The organism is Saccharothrix xinjiangensis (genome assembly GCF_039527585.1).
GTDB lineage: Bacteria > Actinomycetota > Actinomycetes > Mycobacteriales > Pseudonocardiaceae > Actinosynnema > Actinosynnema xinjiangensis.
Genome location: NZ_BAAAKE010000027.1, coordinates 43,073 through 58,949 on the forward strand (window position 1 = coordinate 43,073; position 15,877 = coordinate 58,949).

General features: G+C 75.0%; 11 protein-coding genes. 1 reads left to right on the plus strand and 10 read right to left on the minus strand.

Going from position 1 to position 15,877, the window contains the following annotated elements:
- Window positions 1-11: 11 nt before the first annotated feature.
- From ABD223_RS35145 to ABD223_RS35180, 8 genes are read right to left on the minus strand one after another with little or no spacing between them, the layout of a single operon-like run.
- A complete protein-coding gene (locus tag ABD223_RS35145; protein WP_344041054.1) occupies window positions 12-1,010 on the minus strand; it encodes a hypothetical protein in 999 nt (332 codons plus the stop codon).
- A gap of 10 nt (window positions 1,011-1,020) precedes the next feature.
- Window positions 1,021-1,773, minus strand: coding sequence for an SDR family NAD(P)-dependent oxidoreductase (locus ABD223_RS35150; RefSeq protein WP_344041055.1), 753 nt, complete (start codon window positions 1,771-1,773; stop codon window positions 1,021-1,023).
- On the minus strand, window positions 1,770-2,684 hold the full coding sequence (locus tag ABD223_RS35155) for a diacylglycerol/lipid kinase family protein (protein ID WP_344041056.1): 915 nt from the start codon (window positions 2,682-2,684) through the stop codon (window positions 1,770-1,772). Before ABD223_RS35155 ends, ABD223_RS35150 begins: the two co-directional genes overlap by 4 nt.
- Entirely contained in the window at window positions 2,681-4,165 is a 1,485-nt protein-coding gene (locus tag ABD223_RS35160; protein WP_344041057.1) for an MFS transporter, read from the minus strand. The genes ABD223_RS35155 and ABD223_RS35160 overlap by 4 nt, the downstream gene beginning before the upstream one ends.
- A complete protein-coding gene (locus ABD223_RS35165) occupies window positions 4,158-5,561 on the minus strand; it encodes a cytochrome P450 (RefSeq protein ID WP_344041058.1) in 1,404 nt (467 codons plus the stop codon). The genes ABD223_RS35160 and ABD223_RS35165 overlap by 8 nt, the downstream gene beginning before the upstream one ends.
- Entirely contained in the window at window positions 5,558-8,164 is a 2,607-nt protein-coding gene (locus ABD223_RS35170) for an SDR family NAD(P)-dependent oxidoreductase (protein ID WP_344041059.1), read from the minus strand. Before ABD223_RS35170 ends, ABD223_RS35165 begins: the two co-directional genes overlap by 4 nt.
- Window positions 8,161-11,145, minus strand: a complete 2,985-nt coding sequence (locus tag ABD223_RS35175) for an SDR family oxidoreductase (RefSeq protein ID WP_344041060.1) — start codon at window positions 11,143-11,145, stop codon at window positions 8,161-8,163. Before ABD223_RS35175 ends, ABD223_RS35170 begins: the two co-directional genes overlap by 4 nt.
- Window positions 11,142-12,569 (minus strand): acyltransferase domain-containing protein, encoded by a 1,428-nt coding sequence (locus ABD223_RS35180; protein WP_344041061.1) that lies wholly within the window; start codon window positions 12,567-12,569, stop codon window positions 11,142-11,144. Before ABD223_RS35180 ends, ABD223_RS35175 begins: the two co-directional genes overlap by 4 nt.
- A 575-nt stretch (window positions 12,570-13,144) precedes the next feature.
- Between ABD223_RS35180 and ABD223_RS35185 the strand changes: the two genes are divergently transcribed.
- Entirely contained in the window at window positions 13,145-13,891 is a 747-nt protein-coding gene (locus ABD223_RS35185; protein WP_344041062.1) for an alpha/beta fold hydrolase, read from the plus strand.
- Window positions 13,892-13,916: 25 nt separating this feature from the next.
- Here the strand turns inward: ABD223_RS35185 and ABD223_RS35190 are convergent, their stop codons facing one another.
- Both ABD223_RS35190 and ABD223_RS35195 read right to left on the minus strand, forming a co-directional pair.
- Window positions 13,917-14,909, minus strand: coding sequence for an ABC transporter ATP-binding protein (locus tag ABD223_RS35190; RefSeq protein WP_344041063.1), 993 nt, complete (start codon window positions 14,907-14,909; stop codon window positions 13,917-13,919).
- Window positions 14,902-15,876 (minus strand): ABC transporter ATP-binding protein, encoded by a 975-nt coding sequence (locus ABD223_RS35195; protein WP_344041064.1) that lies wholly within the window; start codon window positions 15,874-15,876, stop codon window positions 14,902-14,904. Before ABD223_RS35195 ends, ABD223_RS35190 begins: the two co-directional genes overlap by 8 nt.
- Window position 15,877: the final 1 nt, after the last annotated feature.

Below are 15,877 nucleotides of genomic sequence, written 5' to 3' on the forward strand. Positions count from 1 at the left end.
TTCCACGGTGGTCAGACTGGGATGGCGCGGGGCGCGGCGGTCGGCCTGCCGGGCGCGCCCGCGGGCAGCTCGCGCAGGTGGCGGCCCTCCCGCACGTCGAAGTAGCCGACGACGAGCCCGGCCACGTCCTTGAGCTGGGCGAGCACCCGGCCGTCGGGCGCGGTGGCGACGACCCGGCCGCCCGGCTCGGCGCCGAGCACGACGCCGCGCGGGCTGCTGGTCAGGTCGACCACCCCGCCGAGCGCGCCCAGGGCGACGTCGTGCGCCCCGGTGTAGAGGTCGACGCGGCCGACCCCGGTCGGCACGGACACCGGCGCGTACCGGTCGTCCAGCAGCTCCACGCCGGTCAGCCGCAGCATCCCGTCGAGCAGCAGGGCCGGGGTGGTGAAGCGCTCGAACACCGAGCCCGGCCGGGCGGGCGCGGTGTAGGCGGCGCGGGCGCCCATCGGGTGCAGGCGCGTGCCCGCCGTGCTGCGGAACGGCCCGTCGAGCCGGACCGGCGCGCCGTCGACGTGGTACGGGTCGACCACGGGCAGCTCCGCCGCGGTGGGCCAGGCGTCCCAGGTGGGCGGGCGGGGGTGCGCGTCGGCCAGCACGACGCGCACCGAGCAGTGCTGCCGGTCCGCGGCCAGGACGCGCCCGGAGCGGGCCACCACGTCGGCCACCACCCGCACGTCCACCACGGTCACGTCCTCGTCGGCGGCCCGCAGCTCGGCCAGCGCCCGCAGCGGACCGCGCGCCGTCGCACCGACCTTGACGAACCGGTCGAAGGTCAGGTCGCGGAACCCGGTCACCACGCGGCCCGGCGCGAGCAGCCCGGCGGCCTGCGCGGCCATCTCGGCGGCGAAGCAGCCCGGCAGCGTCGGCACGCCGTCCACGGTGTGGTCGCGCAGGTGGTCGTCGCGGTCGTCGAGCAGCCGGAAGACCACCGCGCCGGTCGCGGTGCGCTCCACGCGGTCCTGGTAGAACCCGGCGGGCCGGGTGCCGGGCGCGTTCTCGGTGGCGGTCACGGGGGTTCCCTCACTCCTCGATCGCCGGTCGGGCGGCGGCGTGCAGGCCGGGCACGACCCGCCTGCCGCCGGCCAGCAGCCGCCACCAGGCCGGCACGTACCGCTCCGCCGTCCGCCGGCGGACCGAGCGGGCGACGGCCTCGGCCACGGCGGTGTCGGAGGTGACGGTCCAGCGGCGCACCGGGTTCGCCAGCCTGCCCTCGTGCCGGAAGCCCTCGGTCTCCGCGTAGCCGGGCAGGACCAGTCCGAAGTGGACGCCGTGGTGGCGCTCCTCGGCGTGCAGCGCCTCGGTCCAGCCGCTGAGCGCGAACTTCGCGGCCGAGTACGCACCGGACCCGGCCAGGCCGATGCGACCGGCCACGCTGGACACCACGACCACCACCGATGGCCGCGACCGGCGCAGCAGCGGCAACAGCTCCTCGGTGAGCCGGACGTGCGCCTCGAAGTCCAGGTCCAGCGCGCGGCGGACCTGGGCGCTGCCGGTCTCGGCGAACGTGCCGCCGAAGTGTGCGCCGGCGTTGTGCACCAGGACGTCCAGCCTGCCGAATTCGTCCTCGACCCGGTCGGCCACCCGCCGGGCGGCGGCCGGGTCGGTCAGGTCCTCGACGAGCACCCGGGCGCCGCCGACCCGGTCCGCGGTGGCCGCGAGCCGGTCGGCGCGGCGGGCCACGAGCACCAGCCGCGCGCCCGGTTCGCGGGCCAGGCGCACCGCCGTGGCGGCGCCGATGCCGCTCGACGCGCCGGTCACTAGGACCACGCTCACCGGCCGCCACCCGTCCCGCCGGCCGCGGGCACGACCAGCGCGCCCGGTTCGCCGGTGATGGTGAAGGGCGGCGGGGGCAGCGCCTCGCCGTCGGCGCAGACGAGCAGGCCGGGGTTGGCCACGCGCACCGACCGCACGCGGAACCTCCGGGTCGAGGTATCCGACGCGCGGGCCTTGCCGCTGAACAGCCGCAGCACCGTGCCGAGGGTCGCCACGAGGGTGTTGGGCCCCATCGTGGCGACGTCGAGCAGGCCGTCGTCGACGCGGGCGTCCGGGCAGACGTGCAGCTTGCCGCCGAACCTGCGGGTGTTGCCGACCGCGAACAGCACGGCGGGCAGCGTCGCGGGCACGCCGTCGAGCTCCACCTCGTAGACCTCCGGGCGGAAGCGCGGCAGTTCGAGCACGGCGGCCACGTCGTAGCGGCGCGGGCCGGACGGCCGGCGCAGCCTGCTGCCCCGGTCCGCGACCGAGGCCGCGTAGCCGATCATGAGCACGCTGGCGAACCGCACCGACCGCCCGTCGGGGTAGTCGACCCGGGCCAGGTCCACCTCCCGGGTGCGGCCGGCCGCGAGGGCCTCGCCCACCGCCCGCGCGGCGGCGACCGGGTCCGGTGGCAGGCCCAGCGCGTCGGCCAGGTCGTTGCACGTGCCGGTCGGCACCAGCCCGACCGGCGTCCGCCCGCCCGCGACGGCCTGCGCCGCGGTGTGGAACGTCCCGTCGCCGCCGATCGCCACCAGCGCGTCCGTGCCGCGGTCGATCGCCTCGCGGTAGCCGCCGAGCGCCTCGCCCGCGCCCGCCGCGGTCAGCACCTCGACGTCGACGTGCCCGCGCAACCCGTCCAGCACCGCGTTCAGCCGCGTGCCGTGCCGACCGCCGCCCGCGGTCGGGTTCAGCGCGACGGTGACCTTCATCGCCCCACCTCGTCCTTCTCCCGGAGATCCCCGACCCGGACCGCGGTGTCCCCGACGGCCCTCCCCACGACCACTGCCGCGGCGCCGTCCCCGGTCGTTCCCGAAGGAACGCGCAGGAACGCCGCGGCCACCGCGCCGACCAGCACCACGGCCGCGCCCACCCACACCGCCGGGCGCACCGCCTCGACGAACGCGACGGGATCGGCCAGGCCGCCGCGCCCGTCCGACGCCCGCAGCACCACCGTGGTCATCACGGCCACGCCCAGCGCGAACCCGATCTCGCGGACCGTGGTGTTGGCCCCGGACGCCTTGCCGCGCTCGGCGGGGCGCACGGACGCGAGCACCGCGGCCGTCATCGGCGTGAACACCAGGCCCATGCCGATCCCGCCGAGCAGCAGGGCGGGCAGGACCAGCCGGTAGTCGAACTCCGGCCGGAGCAGCACCGCGCTCGCCGCGAGCGCGAGCGCCTCGCACGCCAGGCCGGCGGCGATCAGCGCACCGGGCCGCACCCGGTTCGCCAGCACGCCCGCCGCCACCGCGACCAGCATCGGCATCGCGGTCCACGGCAGCGTCCGCACACCGGCCTCCAGGGCGCTGTAGCCCACCGGGCCCTGGAGGTAGAGCATCAGCCAGTAGATGGACCCGAAGACGCCGAAGAACATGGTGAACGACACCGCGTTGCTCAGCACGAACGCCGGGACGCGGTAGAACCGCAGGGGCAGCAGCGGGTGCGGGCAGCGCCGCTCCCACAGCACGAACGCGATCCCGCCGACCACCGCCCCGGCGAACGGCGCCAGCACGGACGGCGCGGTCCAGCCGTCCTGGCCCGCCCGCGCGGTGCCCAGCACCGCCAGCGCCACCGACAGCGAGACCAGCACCATGCCCGGCAGGTCGAGCGCGCCGTCGTCACCGCGGCTCTCCGCCAGCCGCCACCGGCACAGCGGCACCAGCGCGAGGCCGATCGGCACCAGCAGCCAGAAGATCCACGGCCAGCTCAGCCGCACCGCGACCAGACCGCCGGCCAGCGGGCCCAGCGCGATGCCGAGCCCGTTGACGGCGCTCCACAGCCCCACCGCCACCGTGCGCCGCCGGTCCGGGACACCGGTGGCGAGCAGGGTGAGCGACACGGGGTACACGGCCGCCGCGCCCGCGCCCTGCACGACGCGCGCCGCCAGCAGCGCCGGCAGCGAGTCCGCCAGGGCGCAGGCGGCCGACCCGGCGGTGAACACGCCGATCGCGACGAGGAACACGCGCCGCCTGCCGAACCGGTCGCCCAGCGCCGCGCCGGTGAGCAGCAACCCGGCGAACGCCAACGCGTAGGCGTGCACCACCCACTGCGAACCGGACGGCCCGATGCCCAGGTCGCGGCTCATCACCGGCAGCGCGTTGGTGACCACGAGGTTGTTCAGCGACACCAGGAACATCGGCGCCGCCGTCGCGAGCAGCAACCAGCCGAACCCGCCGCGGCTCCGCTCAGCCATCACGCCGCAGGACCTCAACCGGGATGCCGTCGGCGGGGAACCCCGGCGGGAACAGCGTGATGAAGGCGTCCGGCCACACCGACTCGCGGCCGTACGGCAACGCGAACCGGTAGCGGCCGCACACCGCGGCGACCGCGGCCACCAGCACCGCCACGGCCAGCGGTTTGCCGATGCACTGGCGCCGCCCGCCGCCGAACGGCAGGTACGCGAACCGGGGCCGCTGGGCCTCGGGGTCGCGGAAGCGGGCCGGGTCGAAGGAGTTCGGGTGGTCCCACAGCCGCGGGTTGCGGTGCGTGCCGAACACGCTGACCATCACCGTCGTCCCGCCGGGCACGTGGCGGCCCGCCAGTTCGTCGTCCTCGACCGCGTCGCGCGGGAACTGCCACACCGACGGGTACAGCCGCAGGGTCTCGTCCACCACGGACCGCGTCACCGGCAGCTCGTCTAGCCGGTCGAAGGTCGGCGGCGCGTCGCCGAGCACCCGGTCGACCTCCTCCTCCACCTCGCGCCGGACGGCCGGGTTGCGGGTCAGCTCGTACAGGGCCCACATCAGGGACAGGCCGGTGGTCTCGGAGCCCGCGAGGAACATCGTGACCAGGTTGTCCGCCAGCGCCTCGTCGGGCAGGTCGGACTCCATGATCAGGCCGGCGACGTCGTCACCGGTCTCGCCCCGGGCCCGCCGCCGCGCCGCGATCCGGCCGATGATCCGGTCGAACACCCGGCGCGCGGCCTTCTTGCGCCGCTGGTAGCCGGTGGGCAGCCACTTCGGCAGCAGCAGCTCCTCGACGCTGCTGACGTTCTTGAAGATCACCTCCAGCGCGGAGGCGACGGACCGGGTGAAGCGCTGCTCCGGGCGGGACAGGTCCTCGCTCACGAGGACCTCGCCGAGCAGTCGGGCGCTGAAGGCCATGGTCTCGTGGACGAGGTCGATCCGGCCGCCCTCCCGGGCGGCCCGGTCCCAGGAGCGGAACGCGTCGTCGAGCGCCGCCAGCGCCAGGTCCACGCCCCGCGCGACCCGCTCCGGGGTGAACGCGGGCTGCACGACCTTGCGGTGCGCGCGCCAGTCGGCGTCGTCCAGCGTGAGCAGGCCCCGGCCCATGAACACGTGGAACGCCACGTAGAGCTTGCCCCGCACGTAGTTGGCGATGTTGGAGGTGAGCACCCGCTCGATGGCGGACGGGTCGGTCAGCTGGACGTACCCGCGCGGCACCAGGTCGACCCTGGCGACCTCGCCGTGGTCGCGCTGGAGGGCGAGGGTGAAGTCCAGGGGGTCCTTGGCGAGCTCCGGCGTGACGCCGAGCACCGGCAGGCCCTTCGGCCCGCTCACCTCCCGGGCGCCGATCCCGGTCACCGGGCAGCGCCCGGCCGCCAGGGCCGCGTCATCGGTCGCGGTCATGTGTGTCTCCTGGTGGAAGAGCCTTCACGGGCGGTGGAGCCCTCGCGGGCGGTGAAGCGACCGGTGGCCTGGTCGACGTGGCCGAACACGCGGCCGACCGTGCCCTCGACCTCCAGCAGCACGCGCCCGTCCGCGGTCGCCGCGACGCAGAGGTTCGCGGCGGCCGGGTCCTCCAGGTCGAGCCCGACGGGCGTGGAGTACAGCTCGACCCGCTCACCCAGCAGGGACAGGTCGTTGTGGGGTGAGAACACCTCGATGCGGCGGATCGAGCGGGGCACCGCGACGGGCGTGCGGCCGTCCACCAGGTCGAGCACGGCGACCCGCGCCAGGCCGTCCAGCAGCACGGACGGCACGAGCAGGTCCGAGAACCAGCGCCGCACGCCGGCGCCGTCGAGGGCGAGCCGCGCCCGCTTGCCCCTGGCGTGCAGGCGGGTGTCCTCGGTGGACACGAAGACCCCGGTCAGCAGCACCGACGAGTCCGGCGCGTGGTACGGGTCCGCGACCGGCCGCGCGCCCTCCTCGGCCCAGTGCTCCCAGCGGGGCGCGGGTCGGTAGCCGTCGCGCATCCGCACCGTGACGGCGAAGTGCTCGCGGTCCGCGACGAGCACCCGCCCGTCGGGCGCGACCACGTCGGCCAGCACCCGCACGCGCACCACGGACTCCGCGCCGTCCTCGCCCAGCAGCCGGGCGCGGATCTTCTTGGGCCGGGGCCGGCCGTCCGGGTAGACCCGGAGGAACGCGCTCAGCACCAGGTCCTCGAACACGGCGGGCACCCGGTGCGGCACCAGAACCTTCGCCGCCTCGGCGGCCAGTTCGGGCACGAAGGTGCCCGGCAGGGTGGGGTGCCCGTCGACCCGGTGCTCGGCGAGGAAGCCGTCGCGGTCGAGGTCGAAGGTGCGCGAGACGGTCACCTCGTCGGGCCCGGACCAGGTGACCTCGTCGACGAACGGCAGCGCGGACGCCGCGCAGAAGTCCGCGTACTCCGGCACGACGGCCGCGATCGACGCCCGCTCGCGGTCGCCGTAGACGACCGTGCTCACCGGTGGCACGGGGTGGCCCAGCTCCGCGAGGAAGTGCGCCACGCCCTCCTCGGTCGGCGTCGCGGTGAACTGGTTGGCCTTGGCCAGGAACGCGCGCATGACCGGTCCCGCGCCCAGCCCGGTGTCGCGCCACAGCGTCCAGCCGATGGTGAACTCGACCGCGCCCCGGTCGCGGGAGCACTCGGCGGCCGTGTTGAGGAAGTCGTTGGCGGAGCCGTAGTCGGTCTCGCCGCGCTGACCGGTGAAGCCGACGAACGAGCCGAAGTTGCACCACCGGCGCGGCTCCCGGCCGGCGAACGCCTCGCGCAGGTTCAGGTAGGTGCGGACCTTCAGCTCGCGCACCTCCAGGAAGTCGGCGCGGGACTTCGTGCGGATGTCGGCGGCCCGGTTGGTGCCCGCGACGTTGAGCAGCAGGTCGACGTCGCCGTGCTCGGCGAGCAGCGCGCTCACCGCGGTCCGCACGGCGTCGGTGTCCCGCAGGTCGCATCGCCGGTAGTGCACGCGGCCCGGCCCGCAGAGCCGTTCCAGCCCGGTGAGCGTGCGGCGCACGGACCGCGCACCGGCCAGCCGCTCGAAGCGGGCGTTGGCCTGCGCCACGGTCGCCCCGCCGGCGGTGAGCGCCTTGATGTACCGGGCGCGCCCCAGCTCCGGCGCGTCGTCGGGCGCGTCCAGCAGCGCCGGGTCGTGCGCGGAGAGGTCGGTGCTGCCGAGCACGACGACCCGCGGCCGGTGCGCGCGGGCCAGCGCCAGGAGGACGGCCGCGCCGATACCCCGGCCCCCGCCCGCGGCGACCACCAGGGCGTCCCCGGGCGCCGGCGGCGCGGTCGGCGCGGCGGGCACGGGCCTGGACCGCGTCACGAGCCGCCGCCCGGCCACGTGCCGCACCACGGGCAGCAGTTGCCGGTTGGCCAGCTCCGACGCGGACACCGCGAGCGCCGACGCCGGGTCCGCGTCGTCGTGGACGGTCGCCACGACCGGCACGCCGGGCAGCTCCAGCGCCAGGCTCTTGGCGAACCCGGTGAACAGCCCGGTGAACGGCGACGGCTCCGGGCTCACGACGGTGACCAGGAACGAGGCGGCCGGCAGTTCCGGGAACCAGCCGGCGCACCGCCGCATCACCAGGAACACCAGCTCGTGCAGGTCCAGGACGCGGCGGGCCGCGGCGGACCACGCGGCCGACCGCAGCGCCGGGTCGGTGAGGTCCACCACGACCCGCACGTGCGCGGGCGTGCCGCCCCGGGTCCAGCTGTCGTGCTCGTCGACGTCGCCCGTGCCGGTGAGCACGACGGCGTCGGCGGGTAGCGGCAACGCGGCCGGGTCGCCGTTGGTCAGCACCACCACCCCGCCGGGCAGCGCGGGCAGCGGGTCGCGCGCCGGCACGGCGGGCGCGTCCACCCAGTCCAGCACGTGCCGCTGCACGACCCGCGCCGGTGCGGGCGGGCGCAGCACGACGGTGCGGCCGGACCCGGAGGGCGGCAACCTCAGCTCCCGCCCGGGTTCCGCCCCGCCGAGCAGGGCCAGCAGGTCGGGGGCGCCCTCGGCGCCCAGGTACGCGCTCGTCACGCCGCCTCCAGGTCGATCTCGGCGAGCACCCTCAGGTCGTGGGACTCGGCGTACTCGCGCCGGGTCACCGCGAACAGGAACGCGCCCTCGGCCACCTCGCCGCCCGTCCCACCGGGCGTCGACTCCTCGACGAGCCGCGACCACGACGCCAGGCTGTTGCCGTTGACCCCGGCGACCAGGGCGATGTCGATGTCGCCGAACTCCAGGTACCGGCCCGCCAGCTCGAACGCGTCGGCGAGCGACCCGCGCCCGCCGTCCACGGTGATGTTGAGGCCGCGCAGGTCGAAGTAGTTCGACAGCCGGGCCGCCACCACGTTGGGCATCTCGCCGGGGAACGAGTCCTCGACGGGGGCGGCGATGTGGTCGTGGGCGTGCTCCCGGAGCTTCTTGAGCATCGCCAGGACCTCCTCGGAACCGCCCGAGGCGTGCGCGGCGCCCACGAGTTCGTCGAGGTAGGCCCGCAGCGCGTAGAGCACCGCGTTGCGGGTCGGCCCCATGTGGCCGACGACGACGCCGGTGGCCGCGCGGTCGGCCTCGCACGCCTCGCGGACGTCACCGGCCAGCCGCCGCATGCACTCCATGATCATCAACTGGGTGCGGTCGGTGGCGCGCAGGGTGCTCGCGGGCATCCGCACCTCCCGGAACGACGGCGTCGGGTAGGTCCGGCCGAACGAGGGGGCCCCGTCGGGCACGTGCGAGGAGCAGCCGACGACCACCAGCCCGCCGCGGCGGCGCTCGCCGTAGCCGAACGACGCGGGCACGTCGGGCCGGTGCTCGCGCAGCAGGAGGTGCGCGTTCGTGCCGCCGAAGCCGAAACCGGACACGGCGACCGTGCGCGCCCGGGTCCCCGCCGGCCACGGGACCGGCTCGCGGGGCACGTGGAGCGTGTCCGGTCCGGCCCCGAAGCCGGGCGGCGCCTCGGTGAACCGCTGCTGTGCGGGGATGGTGCCGTGCCGCAGCGCCAGCAGCGCGTGGATGACCGACACCACGCCCGCCGCCCACCCGGTGTGGCCGATGAGCGACTTGTTGGAGGTGACCGGCACGGGGCCCGCGCTCGCGTAGGCGGCCCGCAGCGCGGCGAACTCGGCGAGGTCGCCCGCCGGGGTGCCGGTGGCGTGCGCGATCACCCAGTCCACTTCGGACGGTTGCACGCCGGATCTGCTCAGGGCGCGCTCGATGGCCAGTTCCTGGCCGCTGCTGGACGGCGCGTAGACGGCCTTGCCCTTGCCGTCCGCCGAGAGGCCGATCCCGCCGACCACGCCCAGCACGGTGTCGCCGTCGGCGAGCGCCTTGGACAGCCGCTTGAGGACCACGACGCCCGCGCCGTCGGAGAACAGCACGCCGTCGGCGTCGCGGTCCAGCGCGCGCACCTCGCCGCGCACCGACAGCCCGTGCAGCTTGGCGAAGAGCCCCGACCCGGCCGGTGCGAGGGCGAACGCGCCGCCGCACAGGGCGGTGTCCACGTCGCCCGCGACGATGGCGCGCAACCCGATGTCGATGGCGTACAGCGAGGAGGAGCAGGCCGTGTCGACCACCGACACCGCCGTGCCCTCGGGCAGCAGCCCGCTCGCCGCGGACCTCACGACCCGGTGCGGCGGCTCGGCCCGCCGGCCGCGCGGCAGGCACCGGTCGAGCAGCTCGCGCAGGCCGTCGTCGTCCGCGGGCAGGCCGTCGCGCTCCGCGAACCCGACGACCTCGCGGCGGACCAGGGCCTCCTGGAGGTGCTGGCTGCCGTCCGGGGTGTAGCCGACGTACAGGCCGAACCGGTCGGCGTCGGAGCGCCCCACGCCGTCCAGCGCCTGGTGGATGCTGTGCCGCAGCCACAGGGTGGTGAAGTCGGTGTCCGGGGCGACGTCGAGGTCCGGGTGCGGGGTGAAGCCGGTGATGAACCCGGAGCGCCGCTGGTAGGTCTTGTCCGGCGCGGAGGGGTCGTCGTCGTGGAAGCTGTCCACGTCCCACCGGTCGGCGGGGACCTCCACGAACAGCTCCGCGTGCCCGCGCAGCAGGGACCAGAACTCGTCCGGGCTGGACGCGCCGGGCACGGCGAGCCCCATGCCGACGACCACGACCGGGTCGCCGTCCGCACCGGTCGGCGCCGGCTCGGCCTCCGTGGCCGGCTCCCGCACGGCGACCGGTTCCGGCGCGGTGACCGGCACGGCGGCCTTGGCTTGAGTGGCGGCCTCGACCGGGGTGGCGGCCTTGGCCGGGGTGGGTGACATCGCCTGCCGCAGCAGCGACAGCCCCCCGTCGGCCACCACCGACTGGCCGGTGACGTACGAGGAACCCGGTCCGGCCAGGAAGACGACCACCGAGGCCAGCTCGGCGGGCGTGCAGAGCCTGCCCACCGAGGTGGCCGCGGCGGTGTTCGCGCTGACCGACCCGAAGTCCGGGAACATCCGCCCGACCTCGTTGTCGATCAGCCCGGCCGAGGCGGTGTTGACCCGGATGCCGCGGTCCGCGAACTCGGCGGCGAGGTAGCGGGTCAGGGCCTCCAGCGCCGCCTTCGTGATGCCGACGCCCAGGTAGTTGGCCGGCGCGTGCAGCGCCCCGATGGACGACACGTTGACGATCGCCCCACCGGCCGGCATCAGCTCCGACGCCGCGAGCGAGCACCACAGCGCGCCCTTGACGTTGGTGGCGTAGGCCCGGTCCAGGTGCTCGTCGGTCAGGGCCGCCGCCGGGAGGAAGATCCCGGCGGCGGCGTTGTTGACCAGGAGGTCGAGCCGGCCGTGGGTGCGCCCGACCTCCTCGAACATCCGCTCCACCTGTCCCCGCCGGGCGACCGAGGCGCGGACCGCCTCGGCCCGCAGCCCGTCCGCTACGAGCGAGTCGACCAGCGCGCGCGCCGTGTCGAGGGAGTGGAAGCAGTTGACCACCACGTGCGCGCCGGCCTCGGCCAGGGCCCGGCTGATGTGCGCGCCGACGCTGCCCGCTCCGCCGGTGACGAGGGCGACCTTGCCGTCCAGGTCCCCGGTCGTCATCTGGCACCCGCTCTCAGCGAGCCGACGAAGAAGTCGACCACACCGCCGAAGGTCGGGTAGTCGGACACGCGCAGTTCTTCGGGCCGCGCGCCCATGCCCAGCTCCTGGCCGATCCTGGCGAACAGCTCGGTCTGCTTGACCGAGTCGACGCCGAGGTCCGCCTCCAGCGCCGCGTCGTCCTCGAAGACGTCCTCCGGGTACTCCAGGACGGTCGCGTAGAGGGAGCGGATGCGGGCCGCGAGCACCTCGCGGTCCGGCGGGCCCCCGGCGGTGGCGCCGCCCGACCGGTCGGCGGCCACCCGGTCGGCAGTCGCGTCGACCGGCCGCCCGACCGCCCGGTCCGGGACCGGCTCGGGCGCCGGCCGCGACTGCTCCACGGCGGGCGCGGACAGCACCGGCACGTCGCGCGAGGTGATCACCGGCAGGCGCACGACCGCGCCGTTGAGGTGCTCGACCTGCGCGTGGGCGGTGGGCGGTCGCAGGAAGTCGACGACCTCGGCGATCGAGGAGGTGCCGCTCGCCAGGGGCGCCAGGCCCAGGGTGTCGGGTCGAACGGTTCGGACGATGTTGGTCACCGTCCGGCCCGCGCCGACCTCGACCCAGATCCGCGCGCCTCCGGCGTGCAGCCGCTCGACCGCGCCCCGGAAGTCCACCGGGGCCACCAGGTGCGAGGACAGCGCGTCCGCCAGCCGTTCGCCCGCCCGGTAGTGGCGGCCGAGGATCGGCGAGTGGACCGGCACGGCGAAGTCGCCCGCGCGGACGTCCTCGATGCGGTGGGCGAACTCCTCGCGGGCGCGGTCGAGCAGCGGCCCGTGGAACGGGTGGGGCGCGCGCAGCGAGGTGGCCGCGACCCCGATCGCGGCGGCGATGGTGCGCACCCGCTCCATCTCGTCCGGGGTTCCCGACACCGTCGTCTGCCGCGGACCGTTGTCCACCGCCACCACCGCGTTGGAGGTGGGCAGCAGCGCCAGGACCCGCTCGGCGCGGTCGCGGTCGCAGGACAGGCTGACCATGCGGCCGCCGCTGGTGTCGCACTCCCGGAGGGAGAGGATGCGGTGGCACAGCACCTCCGCGCCCCGGCTCGTCGACAGCGCACCCGCCGCGACCAGCGCCGAGATCTCGCCCAGGCTGTGCCCGACGAGCAGCGACGGCACCACTCCCCTGGCCGCCAGGACCTCGTACAGCGCGACCGAGGTCGTGAACGCCGCGACCTGCGCGACGTCGGGCGCGGTGGCGAGCAGCTCGTCCGCAGTGGGCGGCGTGTCGCCCAAGACCGGTTCCAGGCCGCGGCCCAGGGCCCGGCGCGCGACCGCGTCGACCTCGTCCACGACCTGCCGCGCGATCGGGAGTTCGAGCAGCACGGAGAACGACCCGGGCGAGTAGGACCCCTGCCCGGGGAACACACCGACGACTATCTCTCCCATGCGTAAAATCGTGGCCTCCTCGAATGAGCAGCAACCGACGACGCCGTTCACGACGGCGGTCGTGCGGCGTTTTCGGGCAGCGAACGGACGGCGAACAGAACTGCCGGCTTTCTTCGACAGCCCGTCTCCTGCGGAATGCAGTGACCGGTGACGGCAGTGCACTGCGACGGACACCCCTGGACGCCACCCCCCGTTGGCGTCCTGTTCACCCACCGGTATTGGAATACTCGACGATTGACCGGAAAGTTTTACAGGTTATCGCCCACACCACCCGATCGGACCAACCGAGACCACTCGAAGCAATATTCCACGCCCCACCGGAAAATCAACGAGCTGTAAACGCGCGGTTACTCCCACGACCGGACGGCGAAAGCGACAAGTCCTCACGTCGCCACCGACGGGAGGCCGGAACAAAATTACTGCCAAATGATTCGCGAACACCCACCGGCAGGGCAGCCACCCGGATCGATACGGGCTCGAATTGAAATATCGACGTGCGTTTGGCGGGCGGATCGCGACGACGCCCCTCGGGGACCGCGTCCGGTTCACCGGCCCCGGTGCGGGTACCAGTGGGCATGAGCGCCGAGTGGACCGAGGTCGAGGGCACCCCGGTGCACGCCGCCGTGCTGGGCCCGCCCGACGCGCCGCGGGTGGTGTGCGTGCCCGGCCTGGGCTGCTCGCACCGCTACTTCCTGCCGCTGGTGCGGCTCCTGGGCCGGGAGGCGCGGGTGGCCGCCGTCGACCTGCCCGGTTTCGGCCGCACCCCCGGCCCGCCCGAGGCGCTGGACGTCCGGGGCCTGTCGACGGCGCTGGCCGGCTGGGTGCGGGCGACCGGACGCGGCGGCGCGGTGCTGGTGGCCAACTCCGCGGGCTGCCAGGTCGTCGCGGACCTCGCGGTCCACTCCCCCGAGCTGCTCGGCCCGGTGCTCATGGTCAGCCCCACGATGGACCGCCACGCCCGGTCTGCGACCCGCCAGCTCGCCCGGCTGGTGGCCGATGCCCCGAGGGAGCGGCCCGCCCTGGCGCCCGTGCAGGCGCTGGACTACCTGCGGTGCGGCCCGCGCCGGATCGCCGCGACGTTCCGCCACCTCCTCGCGGACCGCGTGGAGGACAAGCTCGGCCACGTCCGCACGCCGACGGTCGTGGTGCGCGGCAGCCGCGACCCCGTCGTCTCCCGGGAGTGGGCGCGCGAGGTCGCGGCGCTGCTGCCGGACGGCCGGTTCGTCGAGGTCGTGGGAGAGGCGCACGCCGTGCACCACTCCGCACCCGACCGGCTGGTCCCGATCGTCCGCTCGCTGCTGCGCGAGGCCGCCGGCCGGTGAGGGGCGCCGGACGACCGCGCACGCGTCACGGCACCACGTGGCGCTCCTCGGCGAAGTGGCACGCGCTGGGGTGGCCGCCGCGGTCGACCAGGGCCGGTTCCTCGGTGGCGCACACGTCCCGCGCCTTCCAGCACCGGGTGCGGAACCGGCAGCCCGACGGCGGGTCGATCGGGGACGGCACGTCGCCGGTCAGCCTGATCACGTCCCGCTGCCCGCGCAGCTCCGGGTCGGGCACCGGCACGGCCGACAGCAGGGCCTGCGTGTACGGGTGCGTGGGGTGCTCGTAGATCTCCCGCTCGGTGCCGATCTCGACGATCTTCCCGAGGTACATCACGGCCACCCGGTCGGACAGGTGGCGCACCACGGACAGGTCGTGCGCGATGAACACGTACGACAGCCCGAAGTCCTTCTGCAACCCGGCGAGCAGGTTCATCACCTGCGCCTGGATGGACACGTCGAGCGCGGACACCGGCTCGTCGCACACGATCACCTTCGGCCGCAGCGCCAGCGCCCGCGCGATGCCGATGCGCTGCCGCTGCCCGCCGGAGAACTGGTGCGGGTAGCGGTTGATGTGCTCCGGGTTCAGGCCGACGACGTCGAGCAGTTCGCGCACCCGCCCGATCCGCGACCCGCGGGGCGCGACCTCCGGGTGGATGTCGAACGGCTCGCCGACGATGTCGCCGACGGTCATGCGCGGGTTGAGCGACGTGTACGGGTCCTGGAGCACGATCTGCATCTCGCGCCGCCAGGCCTTCTGCGCCGCCCCCCTCAGGGCGAACATGGGCGTGCCCTCGAACAGGGCCGTGCCGGCCGTGGGCGGTTCCAGGCGCATCAGCACCTGGGCGAGCGTGGACTTGCCGCAGCCCGATTCGCCGACCACGCCCAGCGTCTCGCCCGCGCGCAGCGAGAAGGACACGTCGTCCACGGCGCGCACGTGGCCGATCGTGCGCCGGAACAGCACCCCGCGCGTCACCGGGAAGTGCTTGACCAGGTTCCGGACCTCCAGCAGCTCAGCCACTGACGACCTCCTCCGCGAAGTGGCAGGCGCTGCCCCGCCCGGGTCCCAGGGGCACGAACGCGGGCACGTCCACCGCGCACACGTCCTCGGCGCGCGGGCACCGCGGGTGGAACGGGCACCCCGGCGGGATGCGCAGCAGGCTCGGCGGCAGCCCCTTGATGGTCTCCAGCGCCGAGTGCTTCGACGAGTCCAGGCGGGGCAGCGACCGCATCAGCGCCGCCGTGTAGGGGTGGCCGGGCGAGCGGAACAGCGACACCGCGTCGGCCTGCTCCACGATGCGCCCCGCGTACATGACGGCGATCCGGTCGGCGACCTCCGCGACCACGCCCAGGTCGTGCGTGATCAGCACCAGGCCCATGGACCGCTCGCGCTGGATGTCCCGCAGCAGGTCCATGATCTGCGCCTGCACGGTCACGTCGAGCGCGGTCGTCGGCTCATCGGCGATGAGCACCTCGGGGTCCAGCGCGAGCGCCATGGCGATCATCGCCCGCTGCCGCATCCCGCCGGAGAACTGGTGCGGGTACTCGCGGACCCGCTGCGCGGCCGACGGGATGCGCACCAGGTCCAGCAGCTCGATCGCCCGCGCCCGCGCCTCCTTGCGGGTCATGCCGCGCCGCAGCCGCAGCTGCTCCTCGATCTGGAACCCGACGGTGAACACCGGGTTCAGCGCGGACAGCGCGTCCTGGAAGATCATCGCGACGCCGGACGCCCGCACCGCGCGCCGCCGTTCCGGCGAGGCGGTCAGCAGCTCCTCGCCGTTGAACCGCACCGAGCCGCGGGTGACGAACGCGGGCGGGGTGTCCAGGATGCCCATGACGGCCTGGGCGGTGACGCTCTTGCCCGACCCGGACTCGCCGAGCACGGCCAGCGTCTCGCCCGGCGCCACGTGGTAGCTCACGCCGTTGAGCACCCGCGCCACGCCGTCGCGCGTGCGGAACTCGACGTGCAGGTCCTCCACTTCCAGCACA

Bases quoted from the DNA above. Each gene is read 5' to 3' on its own strand.
- ABD223_RS35180 (WP_344041061.1), bottom strand. From the start codon at position 12,569: ATGGGAGAGATAGTCGTCGGTGTGTTCCCCGGGCAGGGGTCCTACTCG.
- ABD223_RS35185 (WP_344041062.1), top strand. From the start codon at position 13,145: ATGAGCGCCGAGTGGACCGAGGTCGAGGGCACCCCGGTGCACGCCGCC.
- ABD223_RS35160 (WP_344041057.1), bottom strand. From the start codon at position 4,165: ATGGCTGAGCGGAGCCGCGGCGGGTTCGGCTGGTTGCTGCTCGCGACG.
- ABD223_RS35155 (WP_344041056.1), bottom strand. From the start codon at position 2,684: ATGAAGGTCACCGTCGCGCTGAACCCGACCGCGGGCGGCGGTCGGCAC.
- ABD223_RS35165 (WP_344041058.1), bottom strand. From the start codon at position 5,561: ATGACCGCGACCGATGACGCGGCCCTGGCGGCCGGGCGCTGCCCGGTG.
- ABD223_RS35175 (WP_344041060.1), bottom strand. From the start codon at position 11,145: ATGACGACCGGGGACCTGGACGGCAAGGTCGCCCTCGTCACCGGCGGA.